General features: G+C 68.6%; 25 protein-coding genes. 8 read left to right on the top strand and 17 right to left on the bottom strand.

Translation table 11 applies throughout. The annotated features are described in order from the left end of the window. Positions 1-117: 117 nt before the first annotated feature. Complete coding sequence (locus tag V6V47_RS22135; RefSeq protein ID WP_334630210.1) at positions 118-534, bottom strand: GyrI-like domain-containing protein; 417 nt, start codon at positions 532-534, stop codon at positions 118-120. A gap of 59 nt (positions 535-593) precedes the next feature. On the opposite strand from V6V47_RS22135, the gene V6V47_RS22130 reads away from it, so the two are divergent. Continuing rightward, complete coding sequence (locus V6V47_RS22130) at positions 594-965, top strand: IS110 family transposase (RefSeq protein WP_334630209.1); 372 nt, start codon at positions 594-596, stop codon at positions 963-965. Further along, on the top strand, positions 931-1140 hold the full coding sequence (locus tag V6V47_RS22125; RefSeq protein WP_334630208.1) for a hypothetical protein: 210 nt from the start codon (positions 931-933) through the stop codon (positions 1138-1140). Before V6V47_RS22130 ends, V6V47_RS22125 begins: the two co-directional genes overlap by 35 nt. 97 nt (positions 1141-1237) lie before the next feature. Here V6V47_RS22125 and V6V47_RS22120 read toward each other — a convergent pair whose 3' ends face one another. Together V6V47_RS22120 and V6V47_RS22115 are read right to left on the bottom strand one after the other, a co-directional pair. Next, entirely contained in the window at positions 1238-1618 is a 381-nt protein-coding gene (locus V6V47_RS22120; RefSeq protein ID WP_334630207.1) for a VOC family protein, read from the bottom strand. Between the two features lie 195 nt (positions 1619-1813). Next, a complete protein-coding gene (locus V6V47_RS22115) occupies positions 1814-2056 on the bottom strand; it encodes a hypothetical protein (protein ID WP_334630206.1) in 243 nt (80 codons plus the stop codon). A 594-nt stretch (positions 2057-2650) separates the two neighbouring features. Between V6V47_RS22115 and V6V47_RS22110 the strand changes: the two genes are divergently transcribed. Then, the gene (locus V6V47_RS22110) at positions 2651-3169 is read left to right on the top strand and encodes a hypothetical protein (RefSeq protein ID WP_334630205.1); all 519 of its coding nucleotides are present in this window, start codon (positions 2651-2653) and stop codon (positions 3167-3169) included. Positions 3170-3259: 90 nt separating this feature from the next. On the opposite strand, the gene V6V47_RS22105 is transcribed toward V6V47_RS22110, so the two are convergent. Then, a complete protein-coding gene (locus tag V6V47_RS22105; protein WP_334630204.1) occupies positions 3260-4450 on the bottom strand; it encodes an epoxide hydrolase family protein in 1191 nt (396 codons plus the stop codon). 1065 nt (positions 4451-5515) lie between these two features. On the opposite strand from V6V47_RS22105, the gene V6V47_RS22100 reads away from it, so the two are divergent. Further along, positions 5516-6025 carry a hypothetical protein gene (locus V6V47_RS22100; RefSeq protein WP_334630203.1) on the top strand — a complete coding sequence of 170 codons (510 nt, stop codon included), beginning with the start codon at positions 5516-5518 and terminating at the stop codon, positions 6023-6025. A gap of 42 nt (positions 6026-6067) precedes the next feature. Here V6V47_RS22100 and V6V47_RS22095 read toward each other — a convergent pair whose 3' ends face one another. Next, positions 6068-6334 carry a hypothetical protein gene (locus V6V47_RS22095; protein WP_334630202.1) on the bottom strand — a complete coding sequence of 89 codons (267 nt, stop codon included), beginning with the start codon at positions 6332-6334 and terminating at the stop codon, positions 6068-6070. On the opposite strand from V6V47_RS22095, the gene V6V47_RS22090 reads away from it, so the two are divergent. Continuing rightward, on the top strand, positions 6329-6730 hold the full coding sequence (locus V6V47_RS22090; protein ID WP_334630201.1) for a hypothetical protein: 402 nt from the start codon (positions 6329-6331) through the stop codon (positions 6728-6730). The genes V6V47_RS22095 and V6V47_RS22090 overlap by 6 nt on opposite strands. Positions 6731-6801: 71 nt before the next feature. Continuing rightward, on the top strand, positions 6802-7341 hold the full coding sequence (locus tag V6V47_RS22085; protein ID WP_334630200.1) for an SLATT domain-containing protein: 540 nt from the start codon (positions 6802-6804) through the stop codon (positions 7339-7341). An 18-nt stretch (positions 7342-7359) separates the two neighbouring features. Here the strand turns inward: V6V47_RS22085 and V6V47_RS22080 are convergent, their stop codons facing one another. After that, on the bottom strand, positions 7360-7728 hold the full coding sequence (locus V6V47_RS22080; protein WP_334630199.1) for a VOC family protein: 369 nt from the start codon (positions 7726-7728) through the stop codon (positions 7360-7362). A gap of 98 nt (positions 7729-7826) precedes the next feature. Between V6V47_RS22080 and V6V47_RS22075 the strand changes: the two genes are divergently transcribed. Further along, the gene (locus tag V6V47_RS22075; protein WP_334630198.1) at positions 7827-8279 is read left to right on the top strand and encodes an Rv0361 family membrane protein; all 453 of its coding nucleotides are present in this window, start codon (positions 7827-7829) and stop codon (positions 8277-8279) included. Here V6V47_RS22075 and V6V47_RS22070 read toward each other — a convergent pair. The 5 genes from V6V47_RS22070 to V6V47_RS22050 all read right to left on the bottom strand — a co-directional run bounded on the left by V6V47_RS22070 (position 8273) and on the right by V6V47_RS22050 (position 11143). Further along, on the bottom strand, positions 8273-8464 hold the full coding sequence (locus V6V47_RS22070) for a hypothetical protein (RefSeq protein WP_334630197.1): 192 nt from the start codon (positions 8462-8464) through the stop codon (positions 8273-8275). The two genes, V6V47_RS22075 and V6V47_RS22070, sit on opposite strands and share 7 nt — an antisense overlap. A gap of 136 nt (positions 8465-8600) precedes the next feature. Next, positions 8601-9332 carry a class I SAM-dependent methyltransferase gene (locus V6V47_RS22065; protein WP_334630196.1) on the bottom strand — a complete coding sequence of 244 codons (732 nt, stop codon included), beginning with the start codon at positions 9330-9332 and terminating at the stop codon, positions 8601-8603. A gap of 234 nt (positions 9333-9566) precedes the next feature. After that, a complete protein-coding gene (locus V6V47_RS22060) occupies positions 9567-9929 on the bottom strand; it encodes a PH domain-containing protein (RefSeq protein ID WP_334630195.1) in 363 nt (120 codons plus the stop codon). A 10-nt stretch (positions 9930-9939) separates the two neighbouring features. Next, a complete protein-coding gene (locus V6V47_RS22055; RefSeq protein WP_334630194.1) occupies positions 9940-10695 on the bottom strand; it encodes a class I SAM-dependent methyltransferase in 756 nt (251 codons plus the stop codon). 139 nt (positions 10696-10834) lie between these two features. Then, the gene (locus V6V47_RS22050) at positions 10835-11143 is read right to left on the bottom strand and encodes a 4a-hydroxytetrahydrobiopterin dehydratase (protein WP_334630193.1); all 309 of its coding nucleotides are present in this window, start codon (positions 11141-11143) and stop codon (positions 10835-10837) included. Positions 11144-11326: 183 nt separating this feature from the next. Here V6V47_RS22050 and V6V47_RS22045 point away from each other — a divergent pair, with 183 nt between their 5' ends. Continuing rightward, positions 11327-11794, top strand: coding sequence for a (deoxy)nucleoside triphosphate pyrophosphohydrolase (locus V6V47_RS22045; protein WP_334630192.1), 468 nt, complete (start codon positions 11327-11329; stop codon positions 11792-11794). Between the two features lie 197 nt (positions 11795-11991). On the opposite strand, the gene V6V47_RS22040 is transcribed toward V6V47_RS22045, so the two are convergent. The 6 genes from V6V47_RS22040 to V6V47_RS22015 all read right to left on the bottom strand — a co-directional run bounded on the left by V6V47_RS22040 (position 11992) and on the right by V6V47_RS22015 (position 19476). Beyond that, the gene (locus tag V6V47_RS22040; protein ID WP_334630191.1) at positions 11992-13059 is read right to left on the bottom strand and encodes a succinate dehydrogenase/fumarate reductase iron-sulfur subunit; all 1068 of its coding nucleotides are present in this window, start codon (positions 13057-13059) and stop codon (positions 11992-11994) included. Next, positions 13056-14984: a fumarate reductase/succinate dehydrogenase flavoprotein subunit gene (locus V6V47_RS22035; protein WP_334630190.1), complete on the bottom strand. Its 1929-nt coding sequence runs from the start codon at positions 14982-14984 to the stop codon at positions 13056-13058. The genes V6V47_RS22040 and V6V47_RS22035 overlap by 4 nt, the downstream gene beginning before the upstream one ends. 12 nt (positions 14985-14996) lie before the next feature. Further along, the gene (locus V6V47_RS22030) at positions 14997-15803 is read right to left on the bottom strand and encodes a hypothetical protein (protein WP_334630189.1); all 807 of its coding nucleotides are present in this window, start codon (positions 15801-15803) and stop codon (positions 14997-14999) included. Positions 15804-16048: 245 nt separating this feature from the next. Next, complete coding sequence (locus V6V47_RS22025; RefSeq protein ID WP_334630188.1) at positions 16049-17461, bottom strand: TldD/PmbA family protein; 1413 nt, start codon at positions 17459-17461, stop codon at positions 16049-16051. After that, positions 17458-18894 carry a TldD/PmbA family protein gene (locus tag V6V47_RS22020; RefSeq protein WP_334630187.1) on the bottom strand — a complete coding sequence of 479 codons (1437 nt, stop codon included), beginning with the start codon at positions 18892-18894 and terminating at the stop codon, positions 17458-17460. Before V6V47_RS22020 ends, V6V47_RS22025 begins: the two co-directional genes overlap by 4 nt. 33 nt (positions 18895-18927) lie before the next feature. Continuing rightward, positions 18928-19476, bottom strand: a complete 549-nt coding sequence (locus V6V47_RS22015; protein WP_334630186.1) for a Uma2 family endonuclease — start codon at positions 19474-19476, stop codon at positions 18928-18930. Positions 19477-19538 lie beyond the last annotated feature (62 nt).

The following is a 19538-nucleotide window of genomic DNA, read 5'->3' as shown; positions in this document are numbered from 1 at the left end:
CCGGCCGCCTGCCGGAGGTGTCGGGTCTCAGGACCTGCGTGACAGATCAGTCTCGGGACGTGGGTGACACGTCCGGCTAGACGATCATTAGTTGGGCCGTGGACAAGGGGGGTCGGTTCAGGCTCGGCCTCGTATCGGCATGAGCAGGTCGATCCGGTCGTGGCGGCGGTAGTACTCGATGCTGGGGCGGGCGTTGTCTCGTTCCCCGGAGCGCCGCAGCTGTTCAAAGGTCGGGGTGAGCAGGGCGTAGGCGGCGGGTTGGGGACCACGCACGGTTGCGCTCAGGTATTGGCCGCCCGGCACGACGCCTGATTGCAGGCCGAGTTGGTCAGGGTCGTCGCCGTCTCGGATTCGTACGCAGCAGCGGTAGATGCCGGAGTCGTCGAACACGCCGAGGAATTTGCGCCCGTGCAGCGACCCGAGCATGGTCTCCAGGTGGTCCCAGGCTGGCCCGATCTCGTCTGATCCGTCTCTGGCGGCCACGAACATGACGGGCGTCTCGGTGCGCTCGACTCGCCTGAGCGGTAGCTCCATCTGCGGCCTTCCTCGGCGTGGTTGTCGGTGTTGCATAGAAGCTACTCACCGCCTCTGACATGGCGGTTCCCGCGAATCAGGTTCCCGCCCACCGCGACACCCACCACGCCGCTGTCATCGACGGCACCGGCGGGCTCCTGGCCGACGCCGAGTTCCCAGCGACCACCGCCGGCTACGCGGATCTGCTGGCCTGGATGCGCTCCTTCGGGCGAGTGACTGCCGTGGGCGTGGAGGGCACCGGCAGCTACGGGGCCGGCCTCGCCCGCTACTTGACCAGCAAAAAGATCGTCGTCACGGAAGTAGACCGGCCGGACCGCCGCGCCCGCCGCGCACAGGGCAAGTCCGATCCGATCGACGCGATCGCCGCCGCCCGAGCGACCCTTGCTGGGCACCGCGATGGGCACGCCGAAGGCCCGCACTGGGCCGGTTGAGGCGATCCGCGCCCTGCGGGTCGCCCGTCGAGGAGCGGTCAAGGCCCGCACCGCGGCCTTGAATCAGATGCGCGGCCTGGTCGCCGCCGCCCCCGAGGCCCTACGAGCCCACCTGACCAGGGTCAGCGCTGCCGTGCTGGTCAGCCGGTGCGGCCGGTCCGACGTCTACCGCTGACATCAACTATCGCGGACGGCGACGAACGAAGGTGCGCCCACCGCGGCGACGACCAGGACGTGACGGCCGACGACGGACGCTACGGACGTGCCGCTGGTCAAGCTTGTGCCGTCGCTTGGTCCTTACCTTGCTCGATGCAGAATTCGTTGCCCTCAGGGTCGAGCAGCGTGACCCAGCCGCGTCCGTCGGCGGTGCGGTGGTCCTCGTGGAGCTTCGCCCCGAGGGTGATGATGCGTTCCACCTCATCGTCGCGGGTCAGATCCGTCGGCTGCCAGTCGAAGTGCATACGGTTCTTCACTGTCTTGGCCTCGGGCACCCGGATGAACAGGATGCCGGGCACGGGCGAGGGAGCTTCGATGAGCACCTCGTCGTCACCCGGCACGTCCACGTCGGACACCGGCCATCCCGTCGTCTCACTCCAGAAGGTCGCCAGCCTGTAGGGATCGGCACAGTCAATCGTGATGTGACGAAGAATCATGGCGCCAACCATAGCCAGTGGAGTCAGGCTCTGAGGGCTGACCGAAACCGCTATGGAAGTCAACGACGCTGAGTGGGTGACGAACTGAGACAAAGGGGACGAATACCAGCGGAGGTCTGCGGACGTAGGTGCACTGTTGCCGCAGCTCAACCTCACATAGCCGCAGGTCAACAAGTTGTGATGGTTGCCTGGGGGTCAAGGAGTCGGGTCATCTGCTGGATGGTCGCGAAGGAACGACTGCGCAGCTGCCTTCATGGCCGCTACCGCTTCCTCTGCTTGGTCATTCGTTGCGCCCCATCCGGCGTACGGCTCGAAGAAGCGATCGCCCACCGCTCGCAGCTCCGGCATTCCGGAGTAGCACGCCTGCCAGTAAATCTCGTGGGCCAGGTCCTCGGGGTCGCCCTTTCCAGCAACGATGTTCGCCGCTGCCTTACGCATGAGGTGTAGCCGGGCGCTGCTCTTGTCCGGGACCGGAAGCCGAGCTCGTCCATCGCCTGCCGGAACAGGTCAACGGCTTCCCGTGACTGGCCCTTCGAGAGGCCAGCGAGATCACGCAGGCTCGGAGAGTCAACACCTCGGGTTAGAGCGTGAGCAGCCGCCATCGGCAGGTAATCGCCGACCGGCTCATACATCGCCAGCCAGATGGCAAGGTCGCGCAGCTGCTCCATGCCGAAGTGGTTAAGTGCCATAGAAGGCAGCTCGACGACGCCCACCGTTGAAAGGCGTCGACCGGACGCGCGCTGCTAGCCTGACGCGTCTCGCGCGAGAGGTGGGGTCTGCCCGGTGCTCAGGATGGTGCTGCGTGGGTTAGCCGCTGTACTGGCCGTCGGCATGGTGGCCGCGTGCGGTTCGTCAACGGCTCATACAGCGGATCGATCGGCGGGCAAAGCACCCTCTAGCCCGCCAGCGACGGGCTCGGCCACAGTCACGGAATTAACTTCGCCAGCAGTTCCGGCGACCGGCGGATCGGGCTACTCCGCGACGCTATCCGCGCGCCTGGTCGCCACGGACTCGGTGCCGCCCGGATTCTCTGTGCAGATCGCGACAGTGCTGCCGAAGGATGCTGGAGAACAACGCCCAGGCGTCGGAGTTTCCTGTTCGACCAGCTTGATCCCGCTGCTGTCAGCCACGCGGCTCACCGGGACTCCGTCGGAGATGGCCGCAGCCACCCTCAGCTATGACGCGGATCCGGATGGCCTCTGGGTGGGGAGCGAAGTCCTCAGGACGTACACCGATGACGGTGCACGACGAGCAATGACCGACCTACGGACCATCATCGACCGTTGCCCCACCGTCGCGTCGACCGGCCAGGGCGTCGGCGGCAGCTACCGCTTCGCATTCGCAACAGGGCCGCGGTTGGGCGATGACAGTGTCCACGTCAGTTGCAGCATGACGTCCGGGTCTGACGTGCTGGAATGCGACAGCATCGTCGTCCGGATCGGAACCACCTTGGTGGTCGTGCAGGAGATGGGCAACAAACCCGGTGGCGACACCTACCTCATCCAGCTCGCCGAAGCTGCGCTTCGGAAATACCAGACGACCGGATCCTGAATGGCCCCACGCGCCCTTGGTCAGGGTCGTTTGCGCCTCGAGCACCCTGTGCCCACCGGGCTGGGATGACCTGTGGCAGCGGGCTCAGGATTACCGCAGCGGCCGGAACGTGGCCCGCACCTCGGTGGTGAAGAGCTCCGGCTCTTCCCAGGCGGCGAAGTGGCCGCCCTTGTCGACCTCGTTGAAGTACGCGAGGCCGGGGTAGACCGATTCGGCCCAACTGCGCGGGGCGGCCCAGATCTCGCCGGGGAACGTCGTGAAGCCCACCGGGACGGTGACCGGCGGAGGAGCCTGGCCCGCCGCGCTGGCTGCCGCCTGGAACCGTCCTTGCTCCCAGTACCACCGGGCGGCCGAGGTGCCGGTGCCGGTCAGCCAGTACAGCGTGATGTTGTCGAGGATGGTGTCCCGGGTGAGGCTGCCGGCCGGCTTGCCGTCGACGAACGCGCGGGAGATCTTGTAGTAGCTGTCCGTGTCGTGGTCGAGCATCCAGGCCGCCAGCCCGACGGGCGAATCCAGCAGTGAGTAGCCGATCGTCTGCGGCCGGGTGGACTGCTCCAGGAAGTAGCCGAAGCCGTCCTTCGTGAACGCGTTGAGCGCGTCGAGGGTGGTGCGTTCCTGCTCGGACTCCGCTGGCAGTTTGTCCTTGATACCGATCGCCCCGGCGAGCAGATTGACGTGGATCCCGAGCAACCCTTCGGGTGCTTGCCGGCCCATCGCGTCCGTGACGGCGGCGCCAACATCGCCCCCCTGGGCGACGTAACGCGTGTAGCCGAGGCGGCTCATCAGCTGCGCCCACGCGCCTGCCATGCGGGCGGCGTTCCACCCGAGCACGGCCGGCTCGCCCGAGAAGCCGTAGCCGGGCAGGGACGGCAGCACCAGGTGGAAGGCGTCCTCGGCCTGTCCGCCGTGCGCCGTCGGATCGGTGAGCGGGCCGACGACCCCGAGCAGTTCGACGACTGATCCTGGCCAGCCGTGCGTCATGATCAGGGGCAGGGCGTTTTCGTGCGGCGACCGCACGTGGATGAAGTGGATCTCGACGCCGTCGATCTCGGTCGTGTACTGCGGCAGGGCGTTCAGCCGTGCCTCAAGCGCACGCCAGTCATAATCGGTCGTCCAGTAACGGGCCAGTTCCTGGAGCGTCTTTAGCTGCACGCCCTGGGAGCGGTCGGTGACCAACTCGCGGGTGGGCCAGCGGGTGGCCGCGATCCGGCGGTGCATGTCGGCGATCGCTTCCTCCGGCGTGTCGAGCCGGTAGGGACGAATCTCGTTGCCGTTGGACATTGTTGACCACCTGCCGGGTCGGGTCGACCGGTGCCGAGGCGCCGACGGCGCTGGCACGCACCCAGTTTCGCACTGGCCTGGCGACGGGTGGACCGGAACGCGATTTCGCGCCTGGTCCGACTCGGAGAATCCGAACCAAGCTGTCGCGGTCGGCTTCCGTACCTCGGGGCATCAGCCGTATCTCTTGGCAGGGCCCACACAAATCCCCCGCTGGGGCTGCCCGGCCAGAAGCCGTTCGTACTCGGCCTGGCTGCCGATCGCAGCGCGGTGCTCAGGGTGACTGATGTAGTCCCCGATCACAGCCACAAGGAATTCGGCGTCGACGCCGTCCGTGCGAAGAGCCTCCCGGCTCCACGGAATGCCACGCCGTCGAACGAGCCGTGGCTCCGCGAACGCCATCCGGAGCCCACAGGGGGCGATTGGTGCCCGGGGGATTCCGCACCGCCCGTAGGGCCTCCCACGGCACGGTGAGGGAGCCGAGAGGGGATCTCTGCCATAGCCCGTGAGGTCGGAGCTGCATCCCGTGACCCCGCCACGCCTCGACGACCAGCAATGCGGCCAGCAGGAACCAACCGACATCAATACTCAGGTCGAACGTCGACATCGTGCCCTGCCTGGCCGAGCGCACCAATGCGCCGATGTTGACCGATGTGGGCCCGAGGTAGCCGAGGGCGAAGAACACCTTCCACGTCGGTGCGGGGGTGGCGAAGGCCGGAGTCGTTGGCTGCACCACGAAGTGGGCCGGACGGGTTCCCATGGCGATGACCGCCAGGACCATGGCCGCCAGGGTGAGACAGAGCCCTGGCCAGAACAAATGCCGCCCGAAGGTCGGCACAAACCCGACGGCGGCAGCGGTCACTCCCGCCAGCGACAGCCCAAGTGCCAAGACAACGCGCCTGTGGCGTGCCGTGGCGGCGAGCACCCTGCCGATCATGCCTGCGACCATACGAGCCAGCGGTAGCCGAATCCGTGGACCGATCGGTCGTTGCTGAACACCGAAGCGTCGATCATCGCGCCATCAGCACGCTTGCGCCGGCCACGAAAGCCAGGAGTTGGGAGAATCTGATGAGCAGGACCGTCCCCGTGGGTTTCCGCGGATGCAGCATGTGGGCCTGGGACGTCAGCCTCGGAATCTTGCTGGCCCAGACGGTACAAGTCGGGGAAGAAGCGCTCGCGGCGGAGCCGGAGAATCCTTGGCTGGCGCCCACGCTCGTCGAGCTTCGTCGGCACGCCCTGCTCGGCGCTCACGCGTACCTGGACTTGGACCTTGACCTGAACGACTCCCAGCGAGAGCAGTTGCTGGGAATGGTTTCCGAGGCCAGCCGGCGGCTGCGTCAACGTGACGCTGTCACCCGCGCCGAGATCGAAGGGTGGCGAATCGTTGACGACCAAAAGTTGCCGTGGCGGTCACCTATCGAGGCACTCGATACGCAGCCGATTGCGGATCTCGGACAGGCACTGATTGACCTTGTACGCGGGGACCTGCCACCCGCCCCAGCGGGCACCCTCTGGTATTTCGGGGTTGAGGATGGGCCGAGAACGATCCCCCCGGTTGGGCGGGGCAGCGTCGGATGAGCCCACCGACTCCTCGTCAACGTGGGCGGATCGGGATGCGGCTCAGCTGAGGTAGTACTCGGTCCGCCAGCGTGTCTGCTCCTCGACCGAGAAGTTGGCGAAGTCGCCAGTGACCTCGCACTCACGGAGGTAGCGCAATGCCTCGGCCGCGTCCTCGGAGCCGTCGGCCTCCAGGTACGCCTTCGTGGCGTTGAGCCCTGCTCCGCACAGCAGTTGGACGTCAATCGAGCAGTGGGCGTCCCAGCTTGATTCCTTGGCCTGCCAGATGGTGAGCACGTCGGTGAGCTGGCCGGCGTTGAACAGTTGCAAGCAACACAGATTCATGAGGTCTGTGTCCTGGTCGTACTGATCAAGATCCGCTTGGGCTTCGAGGATGTCCCTGATGTGCGGCAGGTCGGCGGCGGGCGGGTGAAGGCCGAAGCGGTCAAGGCATTCGTCAACGTCCACGACGCGATCATGCCAAGCGCTCGGTGGGACGCGACTGCCGAGCTTCCGCCGGGACGGACTCTGAGTGCATCCCAGCGTGAGGGTGGCGGTGGCTGCCCGTCGATCTTCCGAGCCGCACACCTGGTCGACGCCACTCGTGCCTACCTCCAGACCGACGACCTCACCAGCGCGGCCCGCGAGGTGGTCGCGAGGGTGGCCCGCGATCCGGACGCGCCTGGGACGATCACCGAACTCGCCTTCAACCTTGGAGTGGTCTGAGTAGCGCCGGAGCAGGGTTGCGCGCTGGCGAGTGTCAGCTAGTTTGGTCGATGTCGAAGGGGCGGTGGCTGGTGGACAGGGACACCGCCGTAGCGTTTGGCGGGGAGCAGGGCGAGGGTCCTACGGCGCTGACCTTGTTGGAGCGGCTGAGGTTGCGGGCTCATCGGAGCTCCCGCGCTCAGTACCTAGCCGGCAAACGTGCCAATTGGTGGCACAATTTTCTCGGCATTCCGGTCGTCGTCTCGACGGCCATCGTCGGCACCTCCATCTTCGCCAACATCTCAAGCAAGCCCCAGACCGCGTGGGTGATTCTCGCCGGCGCCCTGTCGCTGCTGGCCGCGGTCCTTGCTTCGCTGCAGACGTTTTTCAAGTTCTCCGAGCGCGCCGAGAAGCACCGCAACGCCGGGGCCGCGTACGCCGCCCTGAAGCGTGAGATGGACATCCTCAAGCTGGGCCTCGAGACGGCTTCGATCGGTCCAGCGGAGGCGTACGAGCGGTTGTCCCAGTTGACCGAGGGCCTCAACTCGCTACAGCGGGAGTCGCTGGACGTCCCCGATGCTGTCTATGACCAAGCGAGACGCGAGCAGGACTTGGACGCAGAGGGCATCTGACAGCGCGGTTGGCGCGCGCTATTTCTCGGCCCAGACGCCCAACTCGTTGCCGCTCGGGTCGGTGAAGTGGAACCGGCGGCCGCCGGGGAACTCGTACGGCCCGTTGACCACCTGGCCGCCGGCGGCCTGCACCGCCTGCACGGACTGGTCGAGGTCGGCCGAGAAGAGCAGCACCAACGGGCCGCCCGCCCGGACCTCATGGTCGGCGCGCAGACCACCCACCTCGGGCGCGGAGTCACCGTGGGGGCTACGGATGCCGGCGTAGTCCGGCCCGTAGTCGGTGAACTGCCACCCGAACGCTTCGGCGTAGAACCGCTTGGCCTGGTCGAGGTCGGTGACCGTGAGCTCTACGTAGTCGATGGCGTGGTGCCGCTGCGGAGAAGTCATGCCCCGCATCCTGCCCGCCAGGTACGACAGGACGATGCGTAGCCGTCCCGATCGTAAGGGGAGCCGGCAACTGTTGCGGCTTACCTACCATCGCAGGCATGACGTACGAGCCGATGCCTGTGCCCACGCCGAAAGCCAGCCGGACCACCCGTACCGTCCTGATTGTCGTCGCCGTGGTGCTCGCACTCTGTTGTCTGTGCGGTGTCGGTGGCGGGACCTGGCTCTACCGCACCTACAACAACGCTGCCGGCCCGGCCCGCGAGGCCACCACGGCGTACCTGGACGACCTGATGGCCGCCAACTACGACGGCGCCTACGGGCGGCTGTGCCAGAAGTCGCGCGACGCCGTCACCCGGGCGGACTTCACCCGCGTCCAGTCGGCTCAGTTGAAGATCAGGAGCTACGAGGTCACCGGGGTGTACGTCGCCAACTACAACGGCAAGGTTCGCGCGGAGGTAACCGTCCGGTACATCCAGGACACGACCGGGGCGCAGGCCACGCAGGTATTGCCGCTGGTCAAAGAGGGCGGGCAGTGGCGCCCCTGTCAGTAGAGCTGCGGCGGCAGGCCCTTACGGTCGACGACGGCCCGGACCTGCGCCTCCCACTTGCAGATCAGGTCATTCCACTCGGGCGACTCGAAGTAGTTGTCGATCGACGCGTCGAGGTCGAACCCGGGCATGTACATGCCGACCACGCTCTTCTGGAGCAGCCCCTCCTCGAGGGCACCGGCTCCCATGGGGACCCCCTGCCGTTTGGGCGGCGAGATCGACTCCGGTTCCCTGACATCGGGGTGTCGTCGGGGCTGTGATACCCCGACTTCCGGGAACCGGAGTCGATCAAGCGCCGCGCTGCGCCAAGCCGCAGGCGCGTCGCTAGCCCGCCCGGTAGACGGAGATGTGCGATGGACTGTCGGCCTCGAACGGCCGACGGTGCCAGTCCGCGTACCGCTCGGTGAGCCGGAGTCCCGCCTGCTCGGCCATCGCATCGATCTGGTGCGGCCAGGCGTACCGCATGGCGAAGGGTTTCAGGTGCACACCCTCGCCGTCGAAGGTGATGGTCTGCCGGATGAACCGCTGCGCCGGCCGGTCGTACCGATGCAGTCGGATCGTCGCGGAGTCCTCGCTCACGGCACGGACCTGCACCTGCTCATCCCGGTCGAAGCTCCGCGGGTCGGGCACGAACGTCTCGATGACGAACGCGCCGCCGGGCGCCAACACCCGGGCGACATTGCGGAAGCAGTCCGCCTGCCGCTCGGCGTCCACCAGGTTGAACAGCGTGTTGAAGACCAGGTACGCCAGGCGGAACGGGCCGGGCACCGGCACGTCCGCCATGTCGGCGACGACGACGGGGATCCGGTCGCCGCCGGGCTTGGCCCGCATCGTCGCCAGCATCTCCTCGGATGCCTCGACACCGTGCACGGTCAGGCCGCGCTCGGCCAACGGCAGTGCGATCCGGCCGGTGCCGATCGCCAGCTCGAGAACTGGGCCGTCGTCGGCCAGGTCGGCCAGGAAGTCGACGGCCGGCATTGGGTCGGGGTTGGGTCCGTCGTCATAGCCGGCGGCCCACAGTCGGCCGAAGAGCCCGGGATCATCGAAGACCGACATCACTGGCCGCCGGGGTGGATCAGGGGGTCAGCGGCGCGCGCCTGCGACGCCGTGGTTGGAGCAGACCTGCTCACGAAGCCTCGATTCCTCAAGTCGGATGACGTTCGATCGGGGGGACTTCGTCTTTTCCGGCATGGTTGCTGCTCCCTTCGCGCGGCTGTCGAGTGAGGACATCAGAGACCGCCGGGGCTCGGCAAGGCATTTACGCTCGCCGAGCCCTCGACGGCCGGGTGTTCAGGAGATGTGGTGCAGGATGACGTTGTGCACGTGGTGGCTCTTCTGCGCGCCCCGGAACTCCACCTCGTAGGTGTGCGTCCCGACGTGGATGGCGATCGCACCAGTGGAGAAGAACGCCCCGCCCCAGGACTTGTTGCTGACCACGCTCACGCTGGTGATCTTCGAGTACGGGATGCTGGTGATCGCGTACCGCTTGCCGACGAATGAGCGGTCCTGGATGATCACGCGTCGGTCGGTCAGCCCGATGAACCCGGTGCCGGTGCCGACGGCGTCGTAGACGGCGATGATCTGCTCACCGTCGAGGAGTCCGCTCTCGATCTGCTGAACCTGCTCCTTGCGGTCGTACGCGATGTTCGCCATACAACCCAGGCTAGGAAACCGGTGCCAGCCCACCGACGTGCGCGATGACCAGGAGTTCACCGTCGCCCTGGCCGATCGGCTCGCGGTGCCAGCCGCCGTGGATCGCCTCGACGGTGAAGCCCGCCGCGGCCAGGGAGTCGCGTAGTTGCGCCTCGCTGCGGAAACGCAGGGTCGCCGAGCTGAGCAACGCCTCGCCGTCGGCGAAGTGGTAGTGGTGGATGAAGCTGACCGCGCCGTCGCGTACCCCGGCCACCTCGGTCCACGCTTCGACCTCGCCGCCGTCCGGCAGCCCGATCGATCGCCGCGAGTCGACCGGGTTCCACCGCTCCCACCGGCGGTCCGCCGGGTCGCGGGCGTCGAACACCAGCCGGCCGCCGGGCACCAACGTCCGTTGCAGGTCATCGAGGGTACGAGCCCACTCGTCGTCGTCGACGAAGAACTGCGCCACGTGGCTGGTCAGCACCGCCACGTCGAACGACCGGTCCGGCAGCAGCGCCGAGGTGCCCTCGATCCAGGTCACCCGGTCGCCGGACGGGCGGCGGCGTGCGGCGGCCAGGGATGCTGCGGCCGGGTCGACCCCGGTGACGGTGTGGCCGGCGGCGGCGAGGGCGACGGTCAGCCGGCCGGTGCCGCAGCCCAGGTCGAGGACCCGTGCCGCCGGGGTCTCGTCGACCACCGCCCGGAAGAAGTCGTCGTCGGGCCCCCAGACGCACTCGGCGTCGTACACCTGGACCAATCGGGAGTGGCGGAACTCCCCGTGCCTCATCGGCCGTTCGCCTCGGCGCGGACGAACTCACGGACCCGGGCCGTGTCAGGCGGTTCGGCACCCGTGGCTCGGCGACTTCGATCCACGTCCGCGACCCGGACGACAACTCGGTGGAGTTGCGCTGGTATTCGCGGGACCGTCAAGACTCGGTGACCGCCCGGTAGGCGTCCTCGATGCGGGCGGCCAGCAGGACCTCGCCCTCGGTCAGCGGCTCACCGTTGCCGTGCCCGACCCGGATCTGGGTGCGGTCGGAATGCCGGCTGATCTCGGGGCGTAGGTGCAGCGCGTCAGCGACCACCTTCACCCGTTCGGTCAGCGCCGCGTGCTGGGTATCGTCGATCACGAGCGTCCGTCGGATCTGCTCGCCTTCACGCGTCCAACCAGATAGCAAGGTCAACGCGTCGGAAAGGTAGTCGTGCTTGGCCCGGCTGTTGAACAGCACGCGCATCACCGCACCTCCCAAGCGCCGTTGCCGGCTTGTGGCCAAATCGTCGCCATCCCGTGTCTTGTCGGTGCCCTCTAGTCTGTCGCCGCATGGAAGGGGTGTCCACGCCCACACTTCCGTGTTCTATTGACCTAGCGGACGGCTACGGTACCCAAACCGCCGATTGATCTGGCACCCTGGACGCCCGTGCGGACCGAACGGGCTAATAGTGGCGGGCAGGCCGAGCGACGGGAACTGAAGGTGGTCGTCGGAGCGGCGATCATCCAGGACGGGCGGGTGCTCGCCTGTGCGCGTTCCGCCCCTCCGGAGGTGGCGGGGATGTGGGAGTTCCCCGGCGGAAAGGTCGAGCCGGGGGAGACCGAAACCGACGCGCTGGTCCGGGAGTGCGTCGAGGAGTTGGCCGTCCGGGTGGAAATCGGCGCCCGGGTCGGCCGCAACGTACGCATGGCCCACGGTCGCTCAGTGCTCAAGGTGTACGCCGCGAGACTGCTGCACGACGACCAGCCGCAGGCCCTGGAACATGAGGCGCTCCGCTGGCTCGGGGCCGACGAGCTGAATTCGGTCACCTGGCTCCCCGCCGACGCTCCCATCGTCGCCGCCCTCCGCCCCCTCCTGACCCAGTCCCGCCCACCAGCCAACCCACCAACCAGTTGATCATGAGGTTGACGGGCTCGCCGGACTGCGGATCGCCCGTCAACCTCATGATCAACGCTCGCGGGGCGCTCGCGGGGCTCGCGGCGCGCGCGTGGGGCGCGCGCGTGGGGCGCGCGCGGGGGCTGGGGCGTGGGGTGCGGGTATGGGGACGGGGGCCTACCGGCGTTAGCCGGGGCCCCCGTCTTTGGTGGTCGTGCTCAGTGCTTGTTGTCCTGCTCCGGGTGGGCGAAGTTCAGGTGCTCCGGAGGCAGCGGGAAGGTCACGTCGTCGCCGAACGGCGACGGCGCGGCGGCCCGGTCGAAGGTGAGCTCGGTCAGCGGCAGCCTGCCCCGGTCGTCGACCGCGGGCGCGGTCGGGTGGGGCACCTCCCGGTCCCAGTTGACGCCGCTCTGCGCCTGCGCCTCGGCCCGCGGGTCGTGCGAGCCGCCCGCATGCGAGTGCAACCCGCCACCGGCCGCGGCCGGCGACGAAGCCGAGCCCCGACGGGCGGTGGTCACGCTGGTCTGGGGCGTCTCGCCCCGACGGAAGATCTTGCTACCAAGCCACACAAGGGGATCGTACCTGCGGTCGACGACTCGTTCCTTCATGGGGATGATCCCGTTGTCAGTGATCTTGATGTGCTCGGGGCAGACCTCGGTGCAGCACTTGGTGATGTTGCACAGACCGAGACCCTGTTCGGACTGTGCGTACTGCTTGCGGTCGGTCCGGGTGTCCAACGGGTGCATGTCCAGCTCGGCCGCCCGGATGAAGTACCGCGGCCCGGAGAACGCCTGCTTGTTCTCGTCGTGGTCGCGGATCACGTGGCAGACGGTCTGGCACAGGAAGCACTCGATGCACTTGCGGAACTCCTGCGAGCGCTCGACGTCGACCTGCTGCATCCGGTAGTCGCCGGGCGCGACGTCCGACGGCGGGGCGAACGCGGGCGTCTCCCGAGCCTTCTCGTAGTTGAACGAGACGTCGGTGACCAGATCCCGGATCACCGGGAAGGTCCGCAGCGGGGTGACCGTGACCGTTTCGTCGTCCCCGAAGGTCGACATCCGGGTCATGCAGCCCAGCCGTGGCTTGCCGTTGATCTCCATCGAGCAGGAGCCGCACTTGCCGGCCTTGCAGTTCCACCGGCAGGCCAGGTCGGGCGCGTCGGTGGCCTGCAACCGGTGGATCACGTCGAGGACGACCTCACCCTCGTTGACCTCGACCATGTAGTCCTGCAGGTCACCGCCGGTCTCGTCGCCCCGCCAGATCCGGAACTGACGCTTCGCGCTCATCGGTTGTCCGCCTCTCCAGCGTCGGCGACGGAAGCGTCGAAGTCGGCGAGCTCCTCGTCGGTGAGGTACTTGCCGAGCTCCGCTCGGTCGAAGAGCCCGAGCAGCTCGGACCGCATCTTCGGCAACGGCTTGCGGACCAGCTGGACGGTGTCGCCGTCCAGCGAGCAGACGAGGTTCACCTGCCGCCACGCCGGCTCCATCGCCGGATAGTCCTCCCGGGTGTGCCCGCCACGCGACTCCTGCCGCTCCAGCGCCGCCTTCGCGGTGCACTCCGAGACCACCAGCATGTTGCGCAGGTCCAGAGCCAGGTGCCAGCCCGGGTTGTAGCGCCGGCCGCCGAACGCGCTCACCTTCGCCACCCGCTCGCGCAGCTCGGCGAGCCTGCGGAGCGCGTCCTCCAGTTCGCCCTCCCGACGGATGATCCCGACCAGATCTCCCATCACGGCCTGGAGATCCTGCTGCAGGGTGTAGGGGCTCTCGCCGGTGTCCCGCTGCAGCGGGGCGAGCGCGGTCTCCACCGCCGCCTCGACCGCGTCCACGGCCACCTTCGGCCGGGCGGCCAGCCCGTCGGCGTAGCTGGCCGCGTGCCCGCCTGCCCGCTTGCCGAAGACCAGCAGGTCGGACAGCGAGTTGCCGCCCAGTCGGTTGGAGCCGTGCATGCCACCGGAGACCTCGCCGGCGGCGAACAGCCCCCGGACGTGGCCGAAGGCGGCACCCGAATCCGGGTCCACCTCGACACCGCCCATCACGTAGTGGCAGGTCGGCCCGACCTCCATCGGCTCGGCGGTGATGTCGACGTCGGCGAGCTCCTTGAACTGGTGGTACATCGACGGCAGCCGCCGGCGGATCTCATCGGCCGAACGGCGGCTGGCGATGTCCAGGAAGACGCCACCGGCGGGGGAGCCCCGGCCGGCCTTGACCTCGCTGTTGATGGCCCGGGCCACCTCGTCGCGGGGCAGCAGCTCCGGCGGGCGGCGGTTGTTGTCCGCGTCGGTGTACCAGCGGTCCGCCTCCTCCTCGGTCTCCGCGTACTGCTTGCGGAAGACGTCGGGGACGTAGTCGAACATGAACCGCTTGCCCTCGGAGTTCTTCAGCACGCCACCGTCGCCCCGGACCGACTCGGTGACCAGGATGCCCTTCACCGAGGGCGGCCAGACCATGCCGGTCGGGTGGAACTGGAGGAACTCCATGTTGATCAGAGTCGCCCCGGCGCGCAGCGCCAACGCGTGCCCGTCCCCGGTGTACTCCCAGGAGTTCGAAGTGACCTTGTAGGAGCGCCCCACGCCGCCGGTGGCCAGCACCACGGCCGGCGCCTCGAAGAGAACGAACTCCCCGGACTCCCGGTAGTAGCCGAACGCGCCGGCGACCCGGTCACCGTCGAGCAGCAGCTCGGTGATGGTGGTCTCGGAGAAGACCTTGATCCGGGCGTCGTACGAGCCGAGCTCCCGCTGATCCTCCTGCTGCAACGAGACGATCTTCTGCTGGAGGGTGCGGATCAGCTCCAGGCCGGTCCGGTCGCCGACGTGCGCCAGGCGCGGGTACTCGTGGCCACCGAAGTTGCGCTGGGAGATCTTGCCGTCCTTGGTGCGGTCGAAGAGCGCACCGTACGTCTCCAGCTCCCAGATCCGCTGCGGCGACTCCTTCGCGTGCAGCTCGGCCATCCGGAAGTTGTTGAGGAACTTGCCGCCCCGCATGGTGTCGCGGAAGTGCACCTGCCAGCTGTCCCGGCTGTTCACGTTGCCCATCGCGGCGGCCGCGCCGCCCTCGGCCATCACCGTGTGGGCCTTGCCGAAGAGCGACTTGGAGATGATCGCGGTCTTCTTGCCGGCGAGCCGGGCCTCGATCGCCGCGCGCAGGCCGGCGCCGCCGGCCCCGATCACGACGACGTCGTAGTGGTGTCGTTCGATTCGCGTGGTTGTGGTCATGTCGGGGGCCCTTTAGTTGATGAACCGCAGGTCGGGGAACCAGTCCGCAGCGAGCGCCATGACGTAGAAGTCAGTCAGCGCCAGGGTGCCGAGGGTGATCCAGGCGAGCTGCATGTGCCGGACGTTCAACGCCGAGACGAAGGTCCAGGCGCGGTAGCGCACCGGGTGCTTGGAGAAGTGCTTGAGCCGGCCGCCGATGATGTGCCGGCAGGAGTGGCAGGAGATGGTGTACGCCCAGAGCGCCACCACGTTGATCAGCAGGATGATGTTGCCCAGCCCGAAGCCGAAGCCCTTGGGGGAGTGGAAGGCGATGATCGCGTCCCACGTGTTGATCAGCGAGATGATCGCGGCGGCGTAGAAGAAGTACCGGTGCAGGTTCTGGCCGAGCAGCGGGAACCGGGTCTCTCCGCTGTACGAGGCGTGCCCGTCCGGAACCGCGCAGGCCGGTGGGGATAGCCAGAACGACCGGTAGTACGCCTTGCGGTAGTAGTAGCAGGTGAGCCGGAACAGCAGCAGGAACGGCAGGGTCAACGCTGCGTCCGGGATGATCCACCAGCCGGGCAGGAACGAGCCGAAGTGCGACGACCCCTCCACACACCGTTCGGTGACGCACGGCGAGTAGAACGGGGTCAGGTAGTGGTACTCGTCCACCCAGTAGAAGTCGTGCATGAAGACCCGGACCGTCGCGTACGCGACCCAGGCACTGAGCCCGATCACGGTGACCAGTGGTGCGATCCACCAGCGGTCGGTACGCAACGTCTTCGCCGCGATGGCGGCGCGCGCCCGCGCTCCCCGCGGCTTCGTTGCCGTTGATGTCATGTCGAGTCGTCTCTCCCTGACGGGGCCCGTACGGGCGGGCTGATCTATCTCCGGTCGGCACGCGGACCGGCGAACCCGCACCCGCTGCCACGTCATGCGCACACCAACGACCACACCAGATCGATCGGCGCAGCTAAGTGACACACGTTACGCCGATCTTTGCGAGCCGTCCGCGCAAGGGAGTGTCCCGTGTGTTCGGGCTGGGCGGAAGCCCTGTCACGGTGATGAATGGGAGCTGGCCTCGTTCAGCCGGAGGCACCCCCGGTGAAGTGCCACGACGCCAGCCGTACCGGCGGTGCCGCCCACCAGGCACCGTCCACCCGATCCGGTTGGCGGACCGGCCGCGCGCCCAGCCCGAGGACCGCCCCCGGCCCGAGTGCCCGCGGGTACGACTCGGTGAACCGCAGATCACGGACCGCGCGGACGACGGTGCCGTCCTCGATGAGCCAGACTCCGTTGCGGGTCAGACCGGTGACGACCAGGCTCTTCGGGTCGAGCACCCGCGTGTACCAGAGGTCGGTGACGAGCAGCCCTCGGCGCACCCCGGCGACCAGCGCCGCGGTGTCCGGGTCGACCACCGCCCCGGCCGCCGGGCCGCTGGTGCTCCGGCCCACCGCACTGGCCGGGCCGGCCGCCGCGCCGGACAGGCGCAGGTTGCGGGCCATCGGGCCCCAGGTGGCGCCACCCGCGATCGCGTGCCCGGTGGACTCGACGCCCGCCTCGGCGGCGGTCCGCCGATCGTGTGCCACCGCCCGGGTGGTGCCCGCCTCGACCAGGGTCAGCGCCCGACGGCCGGTGCCCTCGATGTCGAAGGGCAGCCCCGACGCGCTCAGCGGATCGTCCACCAGGGTCACCGCCGGGTCGAACTGGGCCGCCCCCGGCTCGGCGAAGGACTGCCGCTCGGCGTACAGCTTGGCGTTGAAGCCGTACCAGGAGAAGTTTTGCAGCAGGTCCGCCACGGCGGCCGGCTCGAACACGACCTCGTACCGCCCGGGCGGCAGCTCGACCGGGTCGACCGCCGCCTGGGCCTTCGCCGCCGCGCGGGCGCCCAAGTCGGCGCCGTCGAGGTCGGACAGCCGGTCGGCGCAGAGCCGGGCCACGCCGTCCGCGCCGTCGCGGCGGGCGATGCCGTCCATCGCCGCGTCGGCGAAGCGGCCGTACGCGGTGTGCCCGGCCGAGTTGGCGAACGCCGACGATCGGTGCGCGGTGCGGCAGTAGCCGGCCGTGCTGAGGTCACCGGCGGCGGCCACGAACGCACGGACCCGGGCGGCCCGCTGATCCGGCTCGGCGTGGGCCGTCGCCTCGTCGACGGGCGGCGCGGCCGGTGTGGCCGCGGGCGGTGCCAGCCCCGGCCAGCTCGGGTCGGGTGGGCAGAGCCGCGCGGCGGCCAGGGTGCGCTCGACCAGCGCTTGCAGCCCGTCGGCGGTGACCACGTTGCCGCTGCCGGCGGCGGTACGGCCGTCGACGTGCAGTCGCAGCCGGACCCCGACCGTCGACTCGGCGACGTTCTGGTGGATGGACGAGTTGGCGAACCGGGTCAGCGCCAGGTCGGAACGGGTCACCACCGCCTCGGCCTGCGCGGCCGGACCGCCGAGACGCCGGACCAGCTCGATGACCTGCCCGGCCAGCTCCTTCTCCGTCGAGCCGCCGGTGCTCACGCCGACACCCCCACCCGGACGTTGCGGAAGCGGGCTGGCGCGGCCGGATGGCCGGTGTGCCCGGTCTGGCCGGGCTGGCCCTTGCCACAGTTCGGCGTCCCCCAGGACACCATTTCGCTGGAGAGCATGTCCATCGAACGCCAGAACAGTGGGCCGATCCCGGTGTAGGTGGGGTTACGCAGCATCCGCCCCCGCCGCCCCTTCTTGATCTCCCAGCCGACCTCGCAGCCGAACTGGAAGTTGAGGCGCTTGTCGTCGATCGACCAGGAACGGTTGAGGTCCATCAGCACCCCGTCGTCGGTCGCCGCGATGATCTCTTCCAACGTGTGCGGGCCGGGTTCCAGGCCGACGTTGGTCATCCGCACCATCGGCAGCCGAGCCCACCCGTCGGCCCGTACGCTGCCGCCGTAGTCGAGGCTGGCCACGGCGGCCGAATCCCGACCGGCGAGCACGCCCACCCACCGCCCGTCGCGGACCGCGTCCCGCTTGACCGCCGGCGAGCCCTCGTCGTCGAAGCCGAAGCTGCCCAGCGCGCCCGGGATGGTCGGGTCGATGGTGATGTTCATCAGCTCGGAGCCGTAGCGCAGCGACCCGAGCTGGGCCAGGTCCAGCCAGGACGTGCCGGCGAAGGCGGCCTCCCAGCCGAGGATCCGGTCCAGTTCGATGGCGTGCCCGACCGACTCGTGGATCTGCAGGGCCAACTGCTCGCCACCGAGGATCAGGTCGGTCTCGCCGGCGGGGCAGAGCGGCGCGGTGAGCAGCGCCCGGGACTCCTCGGCGATCTGCGCGGCATGCGCGGCCAGGTCGAGCGACTCCACCAGCTCCCAGCCCGTGGTGCCGTACTGACCGCGGTAGCTGGGCCAGGACCGTCGCTGCGTCTCGCCGTCGCCGATCGAGGTGGCCGAGATGCCGCCGCCGCACTCGCGGATCCGCTGGTCGATCCGGTGGCCCTCGCTGGAGACGAACCACTTCGTGGTGTCCCAGATCTGGTACAGCCCCTCGGCCAGGTCGGCGCCGTGCTCGGCCATCGTGCGGGTGGCGCCGACCAGCAGGTCGCCCTTGGCCGACAGGGGCACCCCGAGCGGGTCGATCTGGCAACCCGAGGCCCAGCTCGCGCTGACCGCCTCGACCGGCACCAGGTCGACCGGCGGGCCGGGCACCCGCGCGCTCGCCATCGCGGTCCGGGCCGCGTGCCGGCCGGCGTCGCGGGCGGCCGCGTCGGAGAGATCGGGTACGGCGTGGAAGCCCCAACTCGATCCGACCAGTGCCCGGACGCCGAGCCCGATGCTCTCGTCCTGGGTCAGCTCCTCGATGTCGCCGTTGCGCGCGGTCATCGACTCGTAGCGGCGGTGCATCACCCGGGCGTCGGCGTACCGCGCGCCCGCGTCCAGGGCGGCTTGCACGGCGGCGGTGGCCGCATCGAACTCGGTCATGCGATCGACCCTAGGCCAGGAGGCCAACACCCGTCAGGGGAGCAGCTCCTCCGGCCTGATCGTGGCCTTCACCGGCTCGGTGAGCACGAGCAGGTCGCCTGGCCTGGTTACGGACTGTTCGCTGTAGTGGCTGCCCTGCCGTCGATAGAGGTGCACTGTGCCATCCGTCTGCTCTATCAGCAGATACCACTCGATCCCGGCTGTGGCGTAGTAGTGCATCTTGAGCACCTTGTCCGTGGACGCGTTGCTCGGCGAGATGATCTCGCACACCAGCCGAACGTCACCCGCCTCGACGTTGAGTTCGTCGAAGTCGATCGGGCCGGTGATCACGAGGTCGGGAATCGGGATCCGGCCGGGTCTGAGTCGGACGTTCACCCCTTCCAGCACATGCAGGCCGGCCTCACGAGCCGGAGCCCTCAACGCTGCTCGGAGCTCGCCCGAGATGTTCTGGTGTCGTGGGGTGGGGGCTGGGGTCACGTGGAGGCTCCCGTCGAAGAGTTCGACGCGTTGCTGCGTCTCGCCGAGGGCGAGGAACTCCTCTTCGGTCCACGGACCTTCGTGATCGAACAGCGCCGCGGTCATGGGTCACCTCCACCTCGTGCCACGGGCATCCTCTGCGGGTTGCGCTTGCCATGGTTGCACTT

Source organism: Micromonospora sp. CPCC 205539, assembly GCF_036906815.1.
Taxonomy (GTDB): Bacteria; Actinomycetota; Actinomycetes; order Mycobacteriales; family Micromonosporaceae; genus Micromonospora.
Note: the sequence above shows the minus strand (reverse complement) of the source record. Positions and strands in the feature narration are given on the sequence as shown.